General features: G+C 65.6%; 16 protein-coding genes. 9 read left to right on the forward strand and 7 right to left on the reverse strand.

The genetic code is table 11. From position 1 onward, the window contains the following. The coding region (locus VIM61_03720) for an SDR family NAD(P)-dependent oxidoreductase (protein ID HEY8899493.1) at nt 1–740 on the forward strand (740 nt) is incomplete at its 5' end. Between the two features lie 28 nt (nt 741–768). Here the strand turns inward: VIM61_03720 and VIM61_03725 are convergent. Further along, nucleotides 769–1,677, reverse strand: a complete 909-nt coding sequence (locus VIM61_03725; GenBank protein ID HEY8899494.1) for a cyclase family protein — start codon at nt 1,675–1,677, stop codon at nt 769–771. A gap of 94 nt (nt 1,678–1,771) precedes the next feature. On the opposite strand from VIM61_03725, the gene VIM61_03730 reads away from it, so the two are divergent. The 3 genes from VIM61_03730 to VIM61_03740 all read left to right on the forward strand — a co-directional run bounded on the left by VIM61_03730 (nt 1,772) and on the right by VIM61_03740 (nt 5,007). Then, on the forward strand, nt 1,772–2,887 hold the full coding sequence (locus VIM61_03730) for a sialidase family protein (GenBank protein ID HEY8899495.1): 1,116 nt from the start codon (nt 1,772–1,774) through the stop codon (nt 2,885–2,887). Next, the gene (locus VIM61_03735; protein HEY8899496.1) at nt 2,884–3,180 is read left to right on the forward strand and encodes a MoaD/ThiS family protein; all 297 of its coding nucleotides are present in this window, start codon (nt 2,884–2,886) and stop codon (nt 3,178–3,180) included. Before VIM61_03730 ends, VIM61_03735 begins: the two co-directional genes overlap by 4 nt. A gap of 66 nt (nt 3,181–3,246) precedes the next feature. Continuing rightward, nucleotides 3,247–5,007: a VanW family protein gene (locus VIM61_03740; GenBank protein HEY8899497.1), complete on the forward strand. Its 1,761-nt coding sequence runs from the start codon at nt 3,247–3,249 to the stop codon at nt 5,005–5,007. On the opposite strand, the gene VIM61_03745 is transcribed toward VIM61_03740, so the two are convergent. Further along, the gene (locus VIM61_03745) at nt 4,979–6,025 is read right to left on the reverse strand and encodes a sensor domain-containing diguanylate cyclase (protein ID HEY8899498.1); all 1,047 of its coding nucleotides are present in this window, start codon (nt 6,023–6,025) and stop codon (nt 4,979–4,981) included. The genes VIM61_03740 and VIM61_03745 overlap by 29 nt on opposite strands. A 110-nt stretch (nt 6,026–6,135) precedes the next feature. Then, complete coding sequence (locus tag VIM61_03750; GenBank protein HEY8899499.1) at nt 6,136–6,462, reverse strand: H-type lectin domain-containing protein; 327 nt, start codon at nt 6,460–6,462, stop codon at nt 6,136–6,138. Nucleotides 6,463–6,600: 138 nt separating this feature from the next. On the opposite strand from VIM61_03750, the gene VIM61_03755 reads away from it, so the two are divergent. The 5 genes from VIM61_03755 (at nt 6,601) to VIM61_03775 (ending at nt 12,688) form a co-directional block, all read left to right on the forward strand. Further along, the gene (locus VIM61_03755; protein HEY8899500.1) at nt 6,601–7,146 is read left to right on the forward strand and encodes a DUF1697 domain-containing protein; all 546 of its coding nucleotides are present in this window, start codon (nt 6,601–6,603) and stop codon (nt 7,144–7,146) included. Beyond that, entirely contained in the window at nt 7,143–7,709 is a 567-nt protein-coding gene (locus VIM61_03760; protein ID HEY8899501.1) for a YdeI/OmpD-associated family protein, read from the forward strand. The genes VIM61_03755 and VIM61_03760 overlap by 4 nt, the downstream gene beginning before the upstream one ends. Nucleotides 7,710–7,914: 205 nt before the next feature. Continuing rightward, nucleotides 7,915–8,478 (forward strand): MarR family transcriptional regulator, encoded by a 564-nt coding sequence (locus tag VIM61_03765; protein ID HEY8899502.1) that lies wholly within the window; start codon nt 7,915–7,917, stop codon nt 8,476–8,478. Continuing rightward, nucleotides 8,465–9,604 carry an efflux RND transporter periplasmic adaptor subunit gene (locus VIM61_03770; GenBank protein ID HEY8899503.1) on the forward strand — a complete coding sequence of 380 codons (1,140 nt, stop codon included), beginning with the start codon at nt 8,465–8,467 and terminating at the stop codon, nt 9,602–9,604. The genes VIM61_03765 and VIM61_03770 overlap by 14 nt, the downstream gene beginning before the upstream one ends. Nucleotides 9,605–9,613: 9 nt before the next feature. Then, complete coding sequence (locus tag VIM61_03775) at nt 9,614–12,688, forward strand: efflux RND transporter permease subunit (GenBank protein ID HEY8899504.1); 3,075 nt, start codon at nt 9,614–9,616, stop codon at nt 12,686–12,688. Between the two features lie 336 nt (nt 12,689–13,024). Here the strand turns inward: VIM61_03775 and VIM61_03780 are convergent, their stop codons facing one another. From VIM61_03780 to purN, 4 genes are read right to left on the reverse strand one after another with little or no spacing between them, the layout of a single operon-like run. After that, nucleotides 13,025–14,806 carry a DUF885 domain-containing protein gene (locus VIM61_03780; GenBank protein ID HEY8899505.1) on the reverse strand — a complete coding sequence of 594 codons (1,782 nt, stop codon included), beginning with the start codon at nt 14,804–14,806 and terminating at the stop codon, nt 13,025–13,027. A gap of 11 nt (nt 14,807–14,817) precedes the next feature. Beyond that, complete coding sequence (locus VIM61_03785; protein HEY8899506.1) at nt 14,818–15,891, reverse strand: site-2 protease family protein; 1,074 nt, start codon at nt 15,889–15,891, stop codon at nt 14,818–14,820. After that, the gene (locus VIM61_03790) at nt 15,888–17,891 is read right to left on the reverse strand and encodes a UvrD-helicase domain-containing protein (protein ID HEY8899507.1); all 2,004 of its coding nucleotides are present in this window, start codon (nt 17,889–17,891) and stop codon (nt 15,888–15,890) included. The genes VIM61_03785 and VIM61_03790 overlap by 4 nt, the downstream gene beginning before the upstream one ends. Further along, nucleotides 17,888–18,463, reverse strand: a complete 576-nt coding sequence (gene purN / locus VIM61_03795; GenBank protein HEY8899508.1) for a phosphoribosylglycinamide formyltransferase — start codon at nt 18,461–18,463, stop codon at nt 17,888–17,890. Before purN ends, VIM61_03790 begins: the two co-directional genes overlap by 4 nt. Nucleotides 18,464–18,559 lie beyond the last annotated feature (96 nt).

The following is an 18,559-nucleotide window of genomic DNA, read 5'->3' on the forward strand; positions in this document are numbered from 1 at the left end:
CCGCCGAGGGGGTCGACGAGGTTGTGCTCGACGTGACGGATGCCGGCTCCATCGAAGCCGCGCGCCAGCGGATTTCCCGCGAAACCGGCGCCGCCGGGCTCCGGGCCATTATCAACAACGCGGGCGTGGGCAACGTCATGCCGCTGGAGTTCACGCCGCCGGCGCGGTTTCGCCAGGCCTTCGAAGTCAATGTCTTCGGCGTCGTCGCGGTGACGCAGGCCTTCCTGCCGCTCGTGCACCGGGGGCGGGGCCGCATCGTGAACATCGGGTCCGTCGGCGGGATGATCACCATTCCCTTTGGGGCCGCGCTCACGGCGTCGAAGCACGCGATCGAGGCGATCAGCGATGCGCTGCGGCTCGAGCTCCACGCGGCGGGAATTTTTGTGACGTGCATCCAGCCGGCCTCGATCGACTCCGGCTCCGCCGAAAAACTGGCTGCGGCCACCGAGTCGACCATCGCCGCCCTGCCGCCCGAGGGCCAGCGGCGCTATGGCTCTCAGCTTCGCAAGTTTACCGAGGCCATGCTGAAATCGGAACAGGAAGGGAGCCCGCCGGAAGTCGTGGCGGAGGCGGTGCTGGCCGTCCTGAGGGCGAAGAAACCGCCGGCGCGCAAGCTGGTCGGCAAGGACGGCCGACTGCTGAAGATGCTTGCCCGCGATGTGCCGGATGCCGCTCGCGATGCGCTGCTGCGGAAGCTTTTCCTCGGGAGCCCGGCTTTTGGCTCCGACCCGGGCTGCTAGCGGCGGGAGCCCGGGCGCGAAGGCTCGATCAGCGCACCCGACGGCCGACTTTTTCGTCCCAGTGGAGCGGCTTGTCGCTCTTCGGCAGCGGGGCGTCGGGCGTGTCGGCGATCGTGACGCCGGATTTCCAGTCGGGCGGGCAGATCGCGATATATCGTGCGTAGCCACCCGTGCCACCGGCAAATTTCGGGTAGCCGATCGCGACGAGCGCGCCGGTCTCGGGGACCTTGTCGAGATTCGCGACTCCTTCGGCCTGCGCGTAGCCGTGGTGCATGAGCCAGTGCTCGCCCTCGAGCGTCGGCGTGCTGTCGGTATCGAGCGGCTCGTGGCCGTGGAAGAGGATGTGCCGCTGCTCGTGGAGGAATTTCAGGGCTGCGAGGCTCACGCCAGGAAACTGGGGGAGCGTGGCGAGCGCGGGATCGGGCCAGCGCTTCGACCAGTCGGACCGCACGAAGACGACGGAGCCCTCCGGGATGCGGCCATTGCGCTTCTCCCACGCCTCGATATCGGCGACCTGCAGGGCGTAGTTCGGGTCGGCCTTCACCTGCTCGACGATCGAAATGACGGCGAGCGGGCGCACGGCAAACGTCGGCGGCAGCTCGTCGATGGCAGGGTATTCCGGCGCCCAGTGCGCGGGCGGGTCGAGCTGCGTGCCGAGTTGATCGGTGGCGAGCGAGTAGGCCGTCGCGACGAAGCCGTCGGTCGCGTAGGCGTAGGGCTTGCCGGTCTTCGGGTCGACGGTCTGCGCGAACCGGGCCGGCCCGAAGCCAGTCCAGACGGGAATCGTCGGCGTGATCGTATGCGTGAGGTCGACGTATTTCGCCTTTTTGAGGGTGGTCTCGTAGACGCCCCAGAGACTTTGTTCCGCGCCATGAGCCGCGAGCGCGCTTCCCAGCGCCGCGATTGTCAGGATGCCAATTCGCATGTCCTGTGCCATACTCCCGGCCCGGCGAAGGCGGCAATCGTCAAAAAGAATCCCGGGAAACGATGTCCGGATGACGCTCCCTCGTTCGTCGTCATTTCAAAACCTCATGAGCACGATCCGAGTCCTTGTCGGCACCCGCAAGGGAGCATTTCTCCTCACGTCCGATGGCCAGCGCGAGCGGTGGGAGGTGAGCGGGCCGCATTTCGCCGGCTGGGAGATCTATCACCTCAAGGGATCGCCGGTGGATCCCAATCGCCTCTACGCCTCGGTTTCCAGCGGGTGGTTCGGGCAGGTGATCCAGCGCTCCGACGACGGTGGCGCCACGTGGGCGCCGGTCGGAAACGCGTTTCTCTACGACGGCGTGCCCGGCACGCATCAATGGTATGACGGCACGCAGCATCCGTGGGAATTCAAGCGCGTCTGGCATCTCGAGCCCTCGTTCACCGATCCGGACCATGTCTACGCCGGGGTGGAGGATGCCGCGCTTTTCGAGTCGAAGGACGGCGGCGCGACCTGGACCGAGCTCTCCGGCCTGCGCCAGCACGATACCGGCCCGCTCTGGCAGCCGGGAGCCGGCGGGATGTGTCTGCACACGATCCTGCTCGACCCCGTGAACGCCGGCCGGATGTTCGTTGCGATCTCGGCGGCGGGTGCATTCCGCAGCGACGATTTCGGAAAAACGTGGCGACCGATCAACAAGGGGCTCGTCTCGAATTTCATGCCGAATCCTACCGGGGAGGTCGGTCATTGCGTGCACCATATCGCGTTTCACAAGGCGAATCCGGAGACGCTCTTCATGCAGAAGCACTGGGACGTGATGCGCAGTGATGACGGTGGCAACAACTGGCGCGAGGTGAGCGGCAACCTGCCGACGGACTTCGGCTTCCCGATCGACGTGAATGCGAACGAGCCCGAGACGATCTACGTGGTGCCGATCAAGAGCGACTCCGAGCATTTTCCAATCGACGGGGCGTTGCAGGTCTGGCGCAGCCGCACGGGCGGCGGGGAGTGGGAGGCGCTCACGAAGGGGCTGCCGCAGCGGGATTGTTACGTGAACGTTCTGCGTGACGCGATGGCGGTGGATGCGCTCGATCCCTGCGGGGTGTATTTCGGCACGACCGGCGGCCAGGTCTATTGCTCCGCCGACGCGGGCGATTCCTGGAATGCCATCGTGCGCGATCTGCCGGCGGTGCTGTCGGTGGAAGTGCAGACGGTGCCATGATCCGGGTCGTCCTGCCGGCCCATCTGCGCACGCTGGCCCGAGTCGACGGCGATGTGGAGCTCGAGGTCGGAGCGCCGGTGACGATCCGCTCGGTGCTCGACGCGCTCGAGATGAAGTATCCGATGCTGCGGGGGGCGATTCGCGACCACGGCACGCTCAAGCGCCGGGCGTTTGTGCGCTTCTTTGCGTGCCAGCAGGATCTCTCGCACGATTCCGTCGACGCTCCGCTCCCGGACATCGTCGCGAGTGGCGCGGAACCGTTCGTCGTGCTCGGCGCGATCGCCGGCGGCTAGCTCGCGAGACCGCGCTATGCGCTGGCGCGGGAGGGCGGGGCATGCGATATCCTCTCGCTCTCGAAAATGGACGCGAAACTCGCCCTGCGACGGTCCTTGCGCGACCAGCCGACGCGCTGGGGCGCGGCCGTTTTCCTGGCGAAGGCGACCATGCTCCGGTGGAAGCGGGCGCTGGCCGAGCCTCCGGGGCGCCGTCCTCGCCGGCTCGCGCGCCAGCCATTGTCGCCGGATTTTCACCTCCTGGCGGAATCCCGCTCCCCGCTGTATGCCCAGATCTCTGCGGCCGAGTGGGCGTTGCAGGCGGGGAAGGTGCAGAATCTGCGACTGGCCGCCCGCGCGCTGGATGGCCTCGTCGTCCCGGCGGGCGAGGTGTTCAGCTTCTGGGCGAATGTGGGGCGCGCGACGCGGCGGCGGGGATTCGTCAATGGGCGCGAGCTGCGGGAGGGCTGCGTGATTCCCAATATCGGCGGCGGCCTTTGCCAGCTTTCGAATGCGCTCCACGACGTCGCGCTGCAGGCCGGGCTCGAGATCGTCGAGCGGCACGCCCACACCCGGCAGGTTTCGGACAGTCGGTTCGCCGGCCGCGATGCCACGGTCTTCTGGAATTACGTCGACCTGCGTTTCCGGGCGAAGGAGGACACCCGGATTGCGGCGGAATTGTCGGCCGATGAATTGATCGTGCGGCTTGCCTCGGCGACCGGCCTGCCGTCGGCGCGAGAGATTGCGCCCGGATGCGCGACGGGCCTGCGGGCGGCGGAGAGCTGCGAGACCTGCGGCAGGGCCGATTGTTTTCGGCACGCGGAGGCCGTGTCGCTGCCCCGCACCCATGGGGACGCCTGGGTGGTCGATGCGTGGATGCCCGAGCACGACGGCTGGATGTGCGCCCATCGCCAGCCGGCGGATCACCTGTTGCTGCCGATGGATGGTCGCCGGCTTGGGCTCCGCGCCTATCGCTGGTTGAGCGAGGGTTTCGCAGCCGTGCACCAGGCGCCGTTTACGGTGCTTCGGCGGTCGATCACATCCCGTCGGCTGGCGAGCCAGGGAGCGACGCGGCAGCGCGCTTTGCTCGCGATGGACGAGGCGATGGCGATCGCGCTGGCCCGCCGGATTCCGCCGCTCGCGCCGCATCTCACGATCAGCCAGAATCTCCTGCCCTTCCTCTGGCGCGACGGCTGGCTCGGGGGCCGGACATTCGACGTGCTGATGACGCGTCTGCCGCTGCACGAAATGGAGGCGCGGCTCGATCGGGCCGCCCTCGCTCGTCCGGAAAGTCCGACACTCGCCGACTTTCGAGCCCCGGCCGAAATCGTGGAATGGGAACGCCGGGCTCTCGCCGCCGCCCGGGCCTGGGTGACGCCGCACGCGGCCATCGCCACGCTCGCCGGTTCGCGCGCTCGCCCTGTGGACTGGGAAATGCCCGCCGTGTCGATCGCCCGTCGGGGCACGGAGATCGTGTTTCCTGTGAGCACCCTCGCACGCAAGGGCGCCTGCGAATTGCGCGAGGCGCTCCTCGCTCTCGAGCTGCCGCTCCGGCTTGTCGGGCCCGTGATCGAAGGGGAGGATTTCTGGCGCGACGTTCGCCTGTCCCATTCGGAAGGCGATTGGCTGGACGGCGCGGCCGCGGTGGTGCTTCCGGCATGGATCGAACATCAACCGCGGCGCTTGCTGCGGGCGCTCGCGGCGGGTGTGCCGGTGATTGCCAGCGAGGCGTGCGGGCTGACGCCGAGGCCGGGACTGACGATCGTGCCGACCGGCGATGTCGAGGCGCTGCGAATCGCGCTGGAGGCGATCGCGGAGCCTACGCGCCGTTCTCGATGTGCGAGATGATCCGGTCGCGACCGCTTTCCTTGGCTCGGTAAAGGCCGGCGTCCGCGAGGCGGATGACTTCCTCGGTCGTGACGAGTTCCGCGGGATCGAAATAGGCCAGCCCCATGCTGATCGTGACGGTGATGGAGTGGCCCTCGGATTCGATCGGCGTTCCGCGCACCGCCTCGCGCACGCGTTGGGCGATGTTGATGGCGTCGGTCGCCAGAGGGTCCGCAATGACGAGCAGGAATTCTTCCCCGCCCATGCGGCAGGCGAAATCGTCGTTACGAATGCTGCGAAGAATGCGGCGCGCCACTTCGCGCAGCACCTCGTCGCCGACGGAATGGCCGTAGGTGTCGTTGATCTTCTTGAAGAAATCGATGTCCAGCATCGCGATGCAGAATTTCTCGCGGCGTTGGGCGGCCACCTGATGCTGGCGGGCGAGAAATTCCTCGCCGCCGGCGCGGTTCCAGAGGCGCGTGAGCGGGTCGACGAGCACGGCCTTCTTCGCGGCGGCGAGTTCCTCGTTCATGCGTAACTGTGCGACGGCGAGTTGCTTGGATTTGATCTCCACTTCGACCATTGCGGCGAGGTCCTTGAGATCCTCCATCTGCGAGGCGGTGAGCTTGCGGGGTTCGCGATCGATCACGCAAAGGGCGCCAATCTTGTGGCCATCGGGCGAACGCACGGGCATCCCGGCGTAGAAGCGAATGCTCGGATCGCCCGTGACGAGCGGATTGTCGGCAAAGCGCTCGTCCTGGGAGGCGTCTTCGACGACAAAGGCGTCGTCCCCGAGAATGGTGTGCCCGCAGAAGGAGACTTCGCGCGAGGTCTCGGTCCCGTTCAGTCCCTGGACGGATTTGAACCACTGGCGGCCGCCGTCGACCATCGTGATGGCCGCGATGGGCACGCCGATCAATCGGGACGCGAGCCGGGTGACGCGCTCGAACCGCTCCTCGATCGCGGTTTCCAGGATGTTCAGGGACTCGAGGGATTTCTGGCGCTGGGCCTCGTCGGGCGGAAGGTCAGGAGCTTTCAAGACAACAGATTCGCGGTGCAAGAATCGTAGCACGCCCTCGCGGGGTTGCGCGACTTTTTGCGAGAGAGCCCGGTGGCGGAATCTCCGGGCAGGCTGGTGAACGTGCGGCTTTAGTGGCCGAGGGCGAGCCAGGTGATCTCGACACCGTAGACCCGCGTTTCGCGCCAGGTCGTCACCGCGAGGGTGAAGCCGGTGGGTGTGACCTGCGTGACGGCCACGCTCACGCGGGCGCTGTCGCGCTGGTCGATGTCGAAGCCCGCGAGCGAGGCCTGCACCAGCGGCGCGCCGGTGAAGGGCTCGGCAAACGTCACTTCGGTGACGAACGTCCGCGGGGACACGTCGTCGTTCGAGGTGGTGGCCAGATTCCAGCCCTCGGAGTTCACTCCAAGGCTGAAGGCGGACGACGCGGTTTTCCAGGGAACGATTGAGGAAGTCATGATCCGGAAATTTGGAAGTTAACGAGGCCCTCAGTATTGTTCCCGCATCGAAGTGGAAAGCAGATTCGTCCCCTGGCGGAAATTCCCGCGGATTTTCCGTTTGCTCCCCGGTTCTTCGGCCGCAAGAGTCACCCTGCCATGACGGGAATCGCCCTGCTGCGAGGCATCAATGTAAGCGGTCACCGGCCGGTGCCGATGGCTCGCCTGCGCGAAGTGCTCGAATCCGCCGGCTTGGGCGCGGTCCGCACGTATTTGCAAAGCGGGAACGTCGTTTTTACCGCCATCGGGAAACCCGACAAATCGAGACGGCTGATCGAAGCGGCGATCGAGCGCGATTTCGGCTTCCCGGTGCCGGTGATTCTCCGCGACGCCGCGGAGTGGGAGAAAATCCTCGCCGCCAATCCCTTCTTCGGGAAACCCGGCGTCGATCCTGAGGCCCTCTACGTGACCTTCCTCGACGCGCCGCCGCCCGCCGTCGCCTTGCGGAAGCTGGATGACCTCCCGGATTCGCCGGATGCGTTTCAGCGAATCGGAAACGAGATCCACCTGCACTGTCCCGGAGGCTATGGTCGCACGAAGCTGTCGAATGCCGCGTTCGAGCGAAAACTCGGTGTCGGGGCGACCACGCGAAATTGGAAAACGGTGAATGCCCTCGCGGCGATGGCGGCGGAGGGGGCGGCGTGACAGAGGAGATCCTGAGTTTCGCGACGCCGGCGGAGCTGCGGAAATGGCACGAAACTCATCATGCGCGGCCCGAGGGCTTCTGGCTGCGTCTTTTCAAGAAAGGCTCCGGCGAAAAATCGGTCTCGTATGCCGAGGCGCTCGACGAGGCGCTGTGCCATGGCTGGATCGACGGGCAGAAAAAGAGCTTCGATGCAGATTCCTGGCTGCAGAAATTTACGCCGCGTCGCCCGCGCAGCGGATGGTCACGGGTCAACACCGGCCATGCGGAGCGATTGATCGCCGCGGGCCGGATGAGTCCCGCCGGATTGGCGCAAGTGGATGCGGCAAAGGCTGATGGCCGCTGGGCCGCTGCCTACGATTCGCCGCGAAACGCCGTCCCGCCCGCGGACTTCCTTGCCGCGCTGGAAGGGGAGCCGAAAGCCAGGGCCTTCTTCGCCACTCTCAACCGCGCCAATATCTACGCGATCGTCTATCGCCTGCAGACGGCAAAACGCCCCGAAACGCGGAATCGGCGGCTCACGGCGATCGTCGAAATGCTCGCCCGAGGTGAAAAATTTCATTAGCGCGCTGCGAAAGACGCCTTTTGCCTCGATAATCAGGCAACCTGTCGCAGTTTGTGAGGTTTGCTACACGCAAATGAACTGCGAAACGCGATTTTTGAGACGTAGTCTTGAAAAAGACTTGCGGTTCCTATATGCGCCCTTATTTCTTATGGCATAATCCATCAAGTCGATTAATAGCTCCGTCACACCTATGAATGCACTGACCATGAACGAATTACCTCGTCACAGCTCCCTTCTCGAAGCCGCCAAGTCCCAGCCGGAATTTGATTCGGCAGCTTGCGATCTTTTCCTTACCGCCCTTCGCACGGGCGAGGCGGTGTCCGAGGTCGAAGGCCGTTATCTCGCGGAGCATGGCATCACTCCCGGCCGTTTTGCCGTGATGTTGCTCCTGGGCATCGACGAAAGCATCACCCGCAAGCCCTCCGAGCTCGCCGAAATGATCGGCGTGACCCGCGCGACGATGACTGGCCTGCTCGACACCCTCGAGCGTGACAATTTCGTCGGCCGCGCCATCGATCCGACCGACCGCCGCTCGATGCGTGTCGAGAGCACGCCCGCCTGCCGCGAGCTGCTCAAGAAGGTGCTGCCCGGTTATTTCCGCCTCGTCTCCGCGATTCCCGCGACTCTCACGGAGGAAGAGCGCGCCGAGTTCATCCGCATCAGCCGCAAACTCCAGGATGGCCTGCACCTCGCGGAAACGAAGTTTGTGCACCAGGCGATCGTTGGCCAGGCCGTCGCGCCGGCTACCGCGGCGTATGCCCAAGCCTAGGACCTGGCTCTCTCTCCTGATTGTCGGCGCCGTCCTGGCGGCGGTGATCGGGGGGTTGGTTCTCTTCAAGGTTGCTCAGTTCGCGAAATTCGCGAACATGAAATGGACGATGCCGCCGACAGCGGTGACGTCCATGAAACTTGTCGAGGAGGCGTGGCAGCCGACGCTGCCCGCCGTGGGCACGGTGCAGGCCGTGCAGGGCGTGATCGTCAGCACGGATCTCCCCGGCATTGTCGAAAAGATCACTTTCGAATCCGGCCAGCAGGTCAAGGCGGGCGATCCCCTCGTCAAACTCGACACGAAGCAGGAGGAAGCCCAGCTCAACTCCGCGCAGGCTCGCCTGGCGCTGGCGAAGTCGAATCTCGAGCGCCAGCAGGGCCTGCTCCAGAAGCGCGTCTCGTCGCAGTCCGATTTCGACGCCGCGCAGGCGGAGTATCGTCAGTCCGAGGCCGCCGTTGCCGAGATGAAGGCGACGATCGAGCGCAAGGTCATCCGCGCTCCCTTTACCGGGGTGCTCGGCATTCGCGAGGTCAATCTTGGCCAGTATCTCCAGAGTGGAAACGCCGTCGTTCCGCTCCAGTCGCTCGACCCGATCTACGTGAACTTCTCGCTGCCGCAGCAGAAATTGCAGGATCTTACGGTTGGCCGCGATGTGAAGGTGAAGGCCGACGGCCTGCCCGGCCAGTCGTTCACGGGTCGGATCACCTCGGTGAATTCCATCGTCGACGAGGCCACCCGCAACGTCATGGTGCAGGCCACCCTCGAGAATCCCGGCCAGATCCTGCGCCCGGGCATGTTCGTCAATGCCGAGGTCATGCTGCCGGCCAGGGAGAAGGTCATCGCGGTGCCCGTCACGGCGATCAATTACGCGCCCTACGGCGATTCGGTCTTCGTGATCGAGAGCATGAAGGACGAAAAGGACGGCCACTCCTACGACGGCGTGCGCCAGCAGATTGTCTCCCTCGGCGCCCAGCGCGGCGACCAGGTTTCCGTCGTGAAGGGATTGAAGGCCGGCGAAGAAGTCGTCACGACCGGTGGTTTCAAACTCATGCCGAAGGCCGCCGTCGAACGCAGCAACGCCACGCAGCCGGCGAATTCCGCCGCCCCCACGCCCGCCGATAGTTAGTTTTCCGCGATGAAGCTCACCGACCTGTTTGTGCGCCGGCCGGTGCTGGCCCTTGTCATCAACATTGCGATCCTCATTGCGGGATTGCAGGCCATCAAGGGCCTCGCGGTGCGCCAGTATCCGCGCAGCGACATCGCCGTCGTCAAGATTGCGACCGCCTACGTCGGCGCGAATGCCGACCTCGTTCGAGGCTTCATCACCACGCCGCTGGAGCGCTCCATCGCGAGCGCCGACGGCATCGATTACATCGAGAGCACCAGCGCGCAGGGCCTCAGCACGATCACCGTGCACCTGAAACTCAACTACGACGTCAACGCCGCGCTCACGCAGATCCAGGCGAAGGTCGCGCAGGTGCGAAACGACCTCCCGCCCGAGGCGGAGTCCTCCCAGATCACCGTCGAGCTCGCCGACAACGAGATCGCCGCGATGTATATCGGCTTTGCGTCCGACACGATGAACGCGAGCCAGATCAGCGATTATCTGCTCCGCGTCGTCCAGCCGCGCATCACCGCCATTGCCGGCGTCCAGCGCGCCGACATCCTCGGCAACCGCACCTTTGCGATGCGCATCTGGCTGAAGGCCGACAAGATGGCCGCGCTCGGCATTTCTCCCACCACCGTGCGCGAGGCGCTCACCGCGAACAACTACCTCTCCGCCCTCGGCCGCACGAAGGGCAGCATGACCGCCGTCAACCTTGTCGCGAATACCGACCTGAAGACGCCCGAGGAATTCCGCGACCTCATCGTCAAGCAGTCCGGCAACACCGTCATCCGCCTCGGCGAGATCGCCGACGTCGAACTCGGCAGCGAGAATTACGACGACGCCGTGCGCTTCGACGGCCAGACCGCCACCTTCATGGGCGTCTGGGTGCTCCCGACCGCGAACTCCCTCGACGTCATCCGGGCCGTCCGCGAGGCCCTGCCTGCCATTCGAGCCGGTCTGCCCTCCGGCCTCCGCGCCGACGTCGCCTACGACTCCACGGTCTACATCGACAGCGCGATTCACGACGTCGTCAAGACCCTCACCGAGACGCTTCTTATCGTCATCGCGGTCATCTTCCTGTTCCTCGGCTCCGTCCGCGCCGTCATCATTCCCGTCATCGCCATCCCGATTTCCCTCGTGGGCGCCTGCCTGCTGATGGCGATGTTCGGCTTCACGCTGAACCTCCTCACGCTCCTCGCGATCGTGCTCTCCGTCGGTCTCGTCGTGGACGACGCCATCGTCGTCGTGGAGAACATCGAGCGCCACCTCCACGAGGGGCAGACGCCGTTCAATGCCGCGATCTACGGCGCCCGCGAGTTGCTCGGCCCGATCATTGCGATGACGATCACCCTCGTGGTCGTCTACACGCCCGTCGCGCTGCAGGGCGGCCTCACCGGCGCGCTCTTCCGCGAGTTCGCCTTCACGCTGGCCGGCGCCGTCGTCATCTCCGGTATCGTCGCGCTCACGCTCTCGCCGATGCTCGGGTCGAAGCTCCTCAAGGCCGGCGCGAGCGACCGTGGGTTCGCCGGCGTCGTGAATCGCCGGTTCGACAGCGTCCGCCGCCTCTACTCCGGGCTCCTCACCCGCGCGATGAACTACCGCCCGGCCATCCTGCTCGTCTGGGCCGTCGTCTCGCTGCTTGCCGTCCCGTTCTTCATGTTCTCGATGACCACGCTCGCCCCCGTCGAGGACCAGGGCGTCGTCTTCGGCATCGTGCAAAGCCCCGCCGACGCCACGCTCGAGCAGACCACGCTCTTTGCCGGCAAGATCTACGACGTCTTCAAGAGCTTCCCCGAGGCCGCCAGCATCTTCGAGATCATCAATCCCGCCATGGGCTTCAGCGGCATGGTGACGAAGCCGTGGAACGAGCGAAAACGCAATACCGAGGCCATCCAGGCCGCCGCCGCGATGGAGTTCAGCAAGGTCCCCGGCGTCCGCATCATTCCCATCACGCCCGCCCCGCTGCCCGGCGGCGCGCAGTTCCCCGTCGACTTCGTCATCGGCTCCACCGCCGAGCCCAAGGTCCTGCTCGAGGTCGCGAACAAGCTCGTCCAGAAGGCCTTCGCCAGCGGTGTCTTCCAGTTCGCCGACGCCGATCTGAAATACGACCAGCCCCAGGCCGAGGTCGTCTTCGACCGCGACAAGGTCCGCGCCCAAGGCATCAATCTCTCCCAGGTCGGCGCCGACCTCTCCACCATGCTCGGCGGCAACTGGGTGAACCGCTTCAGTAACTCTGGCCTCAGCTACAAGGTCATCCCGCAGATCAAGCGCGTTGATCGCCTGAATACCGACCAACTCGGCGACATCTACGTCACCGGTCCGCAGGGCAAGCTCGTCCCGCTCTCCACCTTTGCCACCATCGAGACCACCGCCCAGCCGCGCTCGCTCAACCGCTTCCAACAGATGAATGCCGTCCGCATCCAGGGCGTCATCCCGCCCGGCGTCCCGCTCGACAGCGCGCTCAAGGTTCTCGAGGACGAAGTGAAGAACAGCCTGCCAGCCGGCTACAGCATCGACTACGCCGGCCAGTCGCGGCAGCTCCGCGTCGAGGGCAGCAAATTCCTGCCCGTCCTCATGCTCAGTTTCGTGCTCATCTACCTCGTGCTCGCCGCGCAGTTCGAGAGCTTCCGCGACCCGCTCATCATCCTCTTCGGCAGCGTCCCGCTCGCGCTTTCGGGATCGCTGATGTTCACCTTCTTCGGCTTCACCTCGATCAACATCTACAGCCAGGTCGGCCTCATCACCCTCGTCGGCCTCGTCGCCAAGAACGCCATCCTCATGGTGGAATTCGCGAACCACCTTCAGGAGCAGGGCCTCGCCAAGCTCCAGGCCATCATCGAGGCCAGCACCACCCGCCTCCGCCCGATTCTCATGACCACGGCGGCCACCATCGTCGGCCACTTCCCGCTCGTCATTGCGACGGGCCCCGGCGCCGGCGCGCGGAATTCCATCGGCATCGTGCTCTGCACCGGCATGTTCATCGGCACCGCCTTCACGCTGTTCGTCGTCCCCGCGATCTACATGCTCGTGGCCAAGAACCGCAAAAAACTGGCCCCCGAGGACGACCTCCAGGCCGCCCTCACCCCCGCCCCCGTTCACTGAGCGAGCACGCTGGTCGATTCCCGACCAGCCCTGGCGAGCGATCGACCAGCGCTGGTCAATCGTAGAGCAGCCCTGGGCAGTCCTTCACCAGCCTTGGTGAGCGGTCGACCAGCCCTGGTGAACAACCCGCCAGCCCTGGTGAGCCTTCCACCAGCCTTGGTGAGTGATCGACCAGCGCTGGTGAACGATCGACCAGGGCTGGTCAATCATCCACCAGTCCTCGGCAACTTTCGACCAGGGCTGGTCGAAGGCTGACCAGCCCGCTTTCACAGAGTAAATCGATCCGGAATCCCTCCGGAACCGGGTTTGTGAGCCTCCAAAAGGACTCGCAGAGAGCTAGCTTTTCCCGGCCTTCTCCGCGGCGATCCATTCGTCCACGCGGCGCTCGAGCACGTCGAGCGGCACGGCGCCTTCGCCGAGGACGACGTCGTGGAATTTGCGGATGTCGAACTTCTCGCCGAGCGCGGTTTCGGCTCGTTTGCGGAGCTCGAGGATCTTGAGCTGGCCGATCTTGTAGGCAAGGGCCTGGCCGGGCCAGACGATGTAACGGTCGACCTCGACCTTGATGTTCTGCTCGCTCAGCGCGCTCTGCTCGCGGAAGTAGGCGATGGCCTGGTTGCGCGTCCAGCCCTTCGCGTGGATGCCTGTGTCGACGACGAGGCGGACGGCGCGCCACATCTCGTAGCTGAGGCGGCCGTATTCGGAGTAGGGGTCCTTGTAGAAGCCCATTTCCTTGCCGAGGCCTTCGCAATACAGCGCCCAGCCCTCGATGAAGGCGGTGTAGCTGCGCTCGCGGAGCAGTTCGGGCTTCTCGGCCATCTCCTGCGCGAGGGCGATCTGGAGATGGTGGCCGGGCACGGACTCGTGCAGCGCGAGGGCTTCCATCTCCCACTTCGGGCGCTGGTCGAGGTGCGAGGTGTTCGTGAAATACGTCCCGGGGCGGCCGGCCTCGGGGGAACCGGCCTCGTAGTAGGCGGTGGGCTTCGCGTCGGCGACGTAGTCCGGCACGGGCTCGACGCCGTAGGGGAGGCGCGGGAGCTTGCCGAAAAAATGCGGCAGCACGGGGTCGATGCGTTTGCAGAGCGCGCGGTAGCCGGCGACGAGCTCGTCGGCCGTCTTGTAGTAAAAGCGCGGGTCCTTGCGGAGAAATTCGCCGAAGGCCTTCTTGTCGCCCTTGAAACCGATCTTCTCGCGCAGCGCGGTCATCTCGCTCTCGAGGCGGGCGACTTCCTTCTCACCGAGGGCGTGAATCTCGTCCGGCGTGAGGTCCGTCGTCGTGGATTCCTTCGCTTCGAGCGCATACCACGCGGCGCCATCGGGCAGGGCGGCGAGGCCGATCGTCTCGCGAGCGCCAGGAATGTAGGTCTCGTTGACAAATTTCCGGAACTTGCGCAGCGCGGGCAGCACGGACGTCTTCAGCGCCTCCAGGCCTTTCTGGCGATAGCTCTCGCGCTGCTCGGGCGTGAGAAACGGGGCGTCCTTCTTGAAGGGCGCGAGGATCGGGTTGTCGAGCGTCTCATTGTCAACGAGGGCGGCGAGCTGCGCGGGCACGGTCGCGAGGGTCACGCGGGGAACGGTGACGCCGCTCTTCAGGCCGCGCTGGAGCAGGGCGATGTCGTTATCGACGACCTGAGGGTAGGTCTTCAGGCGGGTGAGGATGGCGTCGAAATCGGCGGCGCGGTCCGCCGGGACGACGCGCATGAGGTCGGCGAGGCTCTGGTGCACGCCGCCCATTTGGTTGAGCGCGAGCAGCTCGCCGGGGAACTTCTGGAAAGCGACCGAGTCGCGGGTGTCATGCAGCAGCAGGTCGTAGTCGAGCCGACGCTCCTTCGTGAGCTGCTTCGCGTCGATCTTCTCGAGCTCGGCAAGGAATTCCCGGGTCTGCGCGTCGTTGGCCACGATGGCGGCCTCGGAGTTGTCGGTCCATCGGTCGAGGCCCTCGCGCTTGCCGAGGTAGGTGGCCCACTCGGGGTAGGTCTTCATGTCCCACGCCCAGATCTTGTCGATGAGCGCCTGGAACTTCGCGTCCTCGGTGGGCTCCGCGGCGGAGAGATTGGCGGCAAGGACGGTCGCGAGGAGGAGGGCGGGAAGGCGCATGAGGTGGGTGGGAAGGCGCATGAGGTGGGTGGTTAGTGGCGCATCTGCGCGCGCTCGCGCAGGAGGTTGAGGCTGACGAGGCCGAGGATCTGCCCGGCGGGATTCACGACCGGCAGGACGGGGCTGCCGCTTTCCTGCATGTGGCGAAAGGCGTCGTCGAAAGAGGCGTCGATGGCGACGGTGGGAAGCACGGTGGCGAGGGACTCGATCGATGCGTGAGACGAGGCGGCGGCGAGGAGCTGGTTCCGCGGGACGACACCGGCAACGCGGAGATCCGCATCGGTCACGACGTAGAGCGGCTCCGTGTCGTGCAGGGCCTCCTGCGCGGCGATCGCGATGGGCGTGGCGACCGGAAACGTCCGGAAACGGGTGATCATGGCGTCGGCGACGCGCATGCCGGCGACCGCGGCGCGCATGCCGGCCAGCGTGGCTTCCTGCTGGGCGCCCATGAAAATGAAGAACGCGATGAAGAGCAGGAAGGGATTGAAGTTCGTGTAGCCGGGGATGCCGAAGGCCGCGATGGCGAACAGCACGGCAACAACCTGGCCGACGCGCGCGGCGATGACGGTCGCCTTGCTGTGGTCGAGCTTCATCGCGAGCAGCGCGCGGAGAACGCGGCCGCCATCCATCGGGAACGCGGGAATGAGGTTGAAGACGATGAGCATCCCGTTCACCCAGAGGAGATCGAAGGCGAGGCTGCGCACCGACTCTCCGTAGGTGATGAAATCGCCGTAGCTCGACGGAAGCCCGAGTCCCAGCCAGAGCAGGAGACCGATGCCGACATTCACCGCCGGCCCGGCGATGGCGATGATGAGCTCCTGCACCGGATTCTCCGGCATGCGCTCGAGCCGGGCGACGCCGCCGATCGGGTAGAGTGTGATGTCGGGTGTGCGAATGCCGTAGCGCCGCGCCGCAATCGCGTGGCCGAACTCGTGCAGCAGCACGCAGAGGAACAGCAGCGAGATGAAGAGAACGCTCCAGCCCGCGCTGATCGGGCCGCCCTTGAGGTAGCCCTGGTAGGCGTAGAATGCGAGAAGCAGCAGGAACGTGCCGTGCAGGCGCACGTCGATCCCGGCAATCCGCGCGATGCGATACGACCAGCTCATTCCGACAGCATCTCCCGCAGGCGCGCGAACGAATTCTCGAACTGCTCCTCGCTCACCGGCGCGCTCATGAGTTCCTCGAAATTCTTGCGGACGACGCCGTCGCCCTCGATCTCCTCGAGGAAGCGGCTGGGCTCGCAGAAGGTCGCCGTGCCGAAGCGGTTGCGGTTGCGGCAATGCGTGATCGTGAGCGAGCGCATGGCCCGCGTCATGCCCACGTAGAACAGGCGGCGCTCCTCGTCGATGGTGTCCTCGGCCTTGGAGCGCTCGTGCGGCAGCAGGCCCTCCTCGGCGCCGATGAGATAGACGTTCTTGAACTCCAGGCCCTTCGCGGCGTGGAGCGTGATGAGCGTCACGCCCTTGGCGTTGTCCTCCTTCTTTTCCTCGCGATCGCGGTCGAGGGAAACTTCGTCGAGGAAGCCGCGCAGGCCCTTGCGCGAGCGTTTCTGGTGCTCGGCGAGGCTGGCGAGCAGCTCCTTCACGTTGATCTCTCGCTTGTCGCCTTCCTCGATCGTCTTGCACGAGCGCTTGAGGTCGTCGATGTAGCCGCAGTCGGCGAGCATCTCGCTGATGATGTGCGCGGCGTCCGAGCCGGGCGTGGCGATGCGAATGCGCGCGGCCGCCAGCGTGTCGGTGAACTTGCGGATGGCCTCGGCGGCGCGCTTCGTGATGTAGGCGAGAAATTCCTCGGACGTGAGTTCCTCGAAGAGGCTGCGGTGTGCGGCGTGGCTGCGCTCGAGCGCGATCTCCACGGTGGTCGCGCCGATGCCGCGCGGCGGATTGTTGATGATGCGCAGCAGCGCGGCGTCGTCCTGCGGATTCAGCAGCGTGGCCATGTAGGACATGATGTCCTTGATCTCGCGACGGTCGTAGAAGCTCTTGCCGCCGACGACGCGGTAGGGGATGCGCATGCGGCGCAGGTTCTCCTCGAAGAAGCGCGACTGCTGGTTCATGCGGTAGAGGATCGCAAAATCCTCCCACGAGCCGGTCTCGTTGTCGCGGCGCGCGCCGATCTCGTTCACGATGAATTCCGCCTCTTCGCGGTCGTCCGGCACGGAGAGCACGTTCACCGGCTCGCCGCCCTCGAGCGGGCTCCAGAGGTTCTTGCCGCGGCGCTTCGTGTTGTTGCGGATCGTGCGGTTCGCGGCCTGGAGAATCTCGTTCGTGCTGCGGTAATTCTGCTCGAGCTTGACGATGGTCGGGTTCGGGAAATGCCGCTCGAATTCGAGGATGTTCGCCGACTCTGCGCCGCGCCAGCCGTAGATGCTCTGGTCGTCGTCGCCCACGACGCAGATGTCCGGCCGGCCCTCGCCGGCGAGCAGCGAAACGAGGTCGAGCTGGAGGCGGTTGGTATCCTGAAACTCGTCGACGAGCAGGTGGCGGTAGCGCTGGCGGAGCTTGTCGCGCACTTCCGGAAAGCCGTCGAGCAGGCGCACGGCGTTCACGAGCAGGTCGTCGAAATCCATGGCGTTGAGCGCGCGGAGTTCGTTCTCGTAGCGGGCGTAGACGGCGCCGGCGACCGTCTCGTCATCCTGCGGCGGCCGGTGGCCGGCGTTCTTCGCCTTGCTGATGAGATTCTTCGCGAGGCCGACGTCGAATTTTTCGTCCGCCGAGGTCACGCGATTGATGATCTTCTTGAGCAGGCCGGTGGTGTCGCTCTCGTCGTAGATGCTGAAGTTCGGCTTGTAGCCGAGGTGGCCGGCGTCCGCGCGAAGGATGCGCACGCAGAGCGCGTGGAATGTCGAGGTGGTGACGAGCTTTGCGGCCTCTTCGTCGACCATGCCGGCGACGCGTTCCTTCATTTCCTTCGCGGCCTTGTTCGTGAACGTGACGGCGAGGATGGACGCGGGATCCGCGCCGTGGGCGACGAGCCACGCGATGCGCGCGGTGATCACGCGGGTCTTGCCCGTGCCGGCGCCGGCGAGGATGAGGAGCGGGCCGTCGTTGTGCTTCGCGGCGAGCTGCTGCTCGGGATTGAGGTCGAAGATGCGGAAACGGCTCATCGGTTCTCCTTGGCCATCTGGCGGATGACGGCGGGATAAAGGTGATGCTCCTGCGCCTGGATGCGCGCATGCAGGGACTCGGGCGTGTCGTCGGGATGCACGGGCACCTCGGCCTGCGCGATGATCTCGCCGTTGTCGATCTCGGCATCGACGAAATGCACCGTGCAGCCGGCCTTGTCGACGCCGGCCTCGAGCGCCTGCTTCCAGGCGGCGATGCCGCGGAAATCGGGCAGGAGCGAGGGATGGATATTGATGATGCGGCGTGGAAAGGCCTCGAGCAGCGGCGCCTTCACGACGCGCATGTAGCCGGCGAGCACGACGAGCTCCACGCCGGCGTCGAGCAGCGCCCGGGCGAGCTGTTCCTCGACATCGGGCGAGAGGCGCGTGCGGTATCTGGGCTCGGAGATCACGAGCGTGGGCAGGCCGGCCTCGGCGGCGAGCTTAAGAATCCCCGCGTCGGCGAAGTCGGAGGCCACCAGCACGATTTCGACGTCGAGTTCACTGGCGCGCTGGGCGGCCAGAATCGCAGCGAAGTTGGAGCCCTTTCCGGAGCCGAGAATGCCGAGTTTCATGGATGGGGGATGATGCCACACGCCGGGGGAGGAGCAAGCGTGGTCGGGAGCGCGGCTGCGCTTGATCTTCCGTCGCCACTCCGCTCGAATCGGCCC

The sequence above is a fragment of the Chthoniobacterales bacterium genome (assembly GCA_036569045.1).
Lineage (GTDB): Bacteria > Verrucomicrobiota > Verrucomicrobiia > Chthoniobacterales > JAATET01 > JAATET01.

Excerpts from the sequence above, each read along its gene's own strand:
- VIM61_03725 (HEY8899494.1), bottom strand. The coding sequence starts at position 1,677 with ATGGCACAGGACATGCGAATTGGCATCCTGACAATCGCGGCGCTGGGA.
- VIM61_03730 (HEY8899495.1), top strand. The coding sequence starts at position 1,772 with ATGAGCACGATCCGAGTCCTTGTCGGCACCCGCAAGGGAGCATTTCTC.
- VIM61_03735 (HEY8899496.1), top strand. The coding sequence starts at position 2,884 with ATGATCCGGGTCGTCCTGCCGGCCCATCTGCGCACGCTGGCCCGAGTC.
- VIM61_03740 (HEY8899497.1), top strand. The coding sequence starts at position 3,247 with ATGGACGCGAAACTCGCCCTGCGACGGTCCTTGCGCGACCAGCCGACG.
- VIM61_03750 (HEY8899499.1), bottom strand. The coding sequence starts at position 6,462 with ATGACTTCCTCAATCGTTCCCTGGAAAACCGCGTCGTCCGCCTTCAGC.
- VIM61_03755 (HEY8899500.1), top strand. The coding sequence starts at position 6,601 with ATGACGGGAATCGCCCTGCTGCGAGGCATCAATGTAAGCGGTCACCGG.
- VIM61_03765 (HEY8899502.1), top strand. The coding sequence starts at position 7,915 with ATGAACGAATTACCTCGTCACAGCTCCCTTCTCGAAGCCGCCAAGTCC.
- VIM61_03770 (HEY8899503.1), top strand. The coding sequence starts at position 8,465 with ATGCCCAAGCCTAGGACCTGGCTCTCTCTCCTGATTGTCGGCGCCGTC.
- VIM61_03775 (HEY8899504.1), top strand. The coding sequence starts at position 9,614 with ATGAAGCTCACCGACCTGTTTGTGCGCCGGCCGGTGCTGGCCCTTGTC.
- VIM61_03780 (HEY8899505.1), bottom strand. The coding sequence starts at position 14,806 with ATGCGCCTTCCCACCCACCTCATGCGCCTTCCCGCCCTCCTCCTCGCG.
- VIM61_03785 (HEY8899506.1), bottom strand. The coding sequence starts at position 15,891 with ATGAGCTGGTCGTATCGCATCGCGCGGATTGCCGGGATCGACGTGCGC.
- VIM61_03790 (HEY8899507.1), bottom strand. The coding sequence starts at position 17,891 with ATGAGCCGTTTCCGCATCTTCGACCTCAATCCCGAGCAGCAGCTCGCC.
- purN (HEY8899508.1), bottom strand. The coding sequence starts at position 18,463 with ATGAAACTCGGCATTCTCGGCTCCGGAAAGGGCTCCAACTTCGCTGCG.